Source organism: Microbacterium sp. B19(2022) (genome assembly GCF_012030385.1).
In the GTDB taxonomy this organism is placed as follows: Bacteria; Actinomycetota; Actinomycetes; order Actinomycetales; family Microbacteriaceae; genus Microbacterium; species Microbacterium oxydans_B.
Map to the genome: position 1 here is coordinate 1 of NZ_JAAUVO010000042.1, position 1,129 is coordinate 1,129.

Sequence of the window (1,129 nt, forward strand, 5' to 3'; positions counted from 1 at the left end):
GGTGTGGAGACGGGGGAGGGCAGAACTATGAGGCATGCCGATGACAACTGTGCCTGTTCTCACCCAGCTCGTCCGATCTCGGGCAGATCTCTTTCTGAACGGTTGGACGGATCGGGGGATCGCCGCCGCGCTGCAGAGCGGAGTGCTGTTCGGCGTCCGGCGGGGGTGGTTCATGGACGCCGTCGATCGTGAGTCTCTGCGGCCGGAACAGCGGCACCATGCGCACGTCATCGCTGTGGCTCGCGATGCGAGCGGGCCCGCCGTCATGTCCCATGCATCGGCGGCCGTGCTGTGGGGACTGCCGCTGTACGCGATGCGCCTCGCCCGTGTCCATATGACCACTCCGTCGCCGCGGAGGATCTCGAGTGCGCCGGACGTGTTCCGTCATGTCGCTCCGCTCCCGATCTCCGACGTCACGGTGCGCGACGGCATCCGGTGCACCACCTTGTCGCGCACGGTGTTCGACCTCATCCGCACGGTGACGCCGCCCGCGGCCGTGGCGCTGGCGGATGCTGCGGAGCGCCAGATGGCGGAGCGGCAGTGGGAGTGGGACATGGATGCCGTCCTCTCCTGGCGTCGTGAACTCGCGGCCAGGTTGACCGGCGCCGGGGGAGCGCGGGGAATCCGTCAGGCGCGGTGGGTCGCGGACTTCGCCGACGGGCGGGCGCAGCTTCCCGGTGAGAGTGTGAGCCGGTTGCATCTGCACAGACTCGGCTTCGCCGCCCCGGACCTGCAGGTGCCGGTGGACGGGCCCGGCGGCACTCGCTACTTCGTGGACTTCGGGCTCGCCGATGTCCGCAGTTTCGGAGAGTTCGACGGCAAGACGAAGTACCTCGACGAGGCTCTGCGTTCGGGGCGCGCGCTCGAGCAGGTCCTGCTCGCGGAGAAGCAGCGTGAGGACTGGATCCGGGGTCGCACGCAGTGGCGCTTCGCCCGGTGGGGGTCGGAGCACATCGCGACGCCCACCACTCTCGCCGCTCGTCTCGCCGCCTTCCACATCACTCCGCCCTGACCCTCGCCGCCCCATCGCGACGCCGAGTGCACGGCTTGCCGCCGAGCGCACCGCATATTCACGTCAACAACCCGTGCACTCGTCAACAACCCGTGCACTCGGCGAAGAGGAGGGGGA

1 protein-coding gene is annotated in these 1,129 nt (G+C 69.0%); it reads left to right on the forward strand.

Annotated features, from left to right (window positions below):
• Positions 1-40 precede the first annotated feature (40 nt).
• Positions 41-1,012, forward strand: coding sequence for a hypothetical protein (locus tag HCX50_RS19650; RefSeq protein WP_167635471.1), 972 nt, complete (start codon positions 41-43; stop codon positions 1,010-1,012).
• Positions 1,013-1,129 lie beyond the last annotated feature (117 nt).

Excerpts from the sequence above, each read along its gene's own strand:
- HCX50_RS19650 (WP_167635471.1), top strand. The coding sequence starts at position 41 with ATGACAACTGTGCCTGTTCTCACCCAGCTCGTCCGATCTCGGGCAGAT.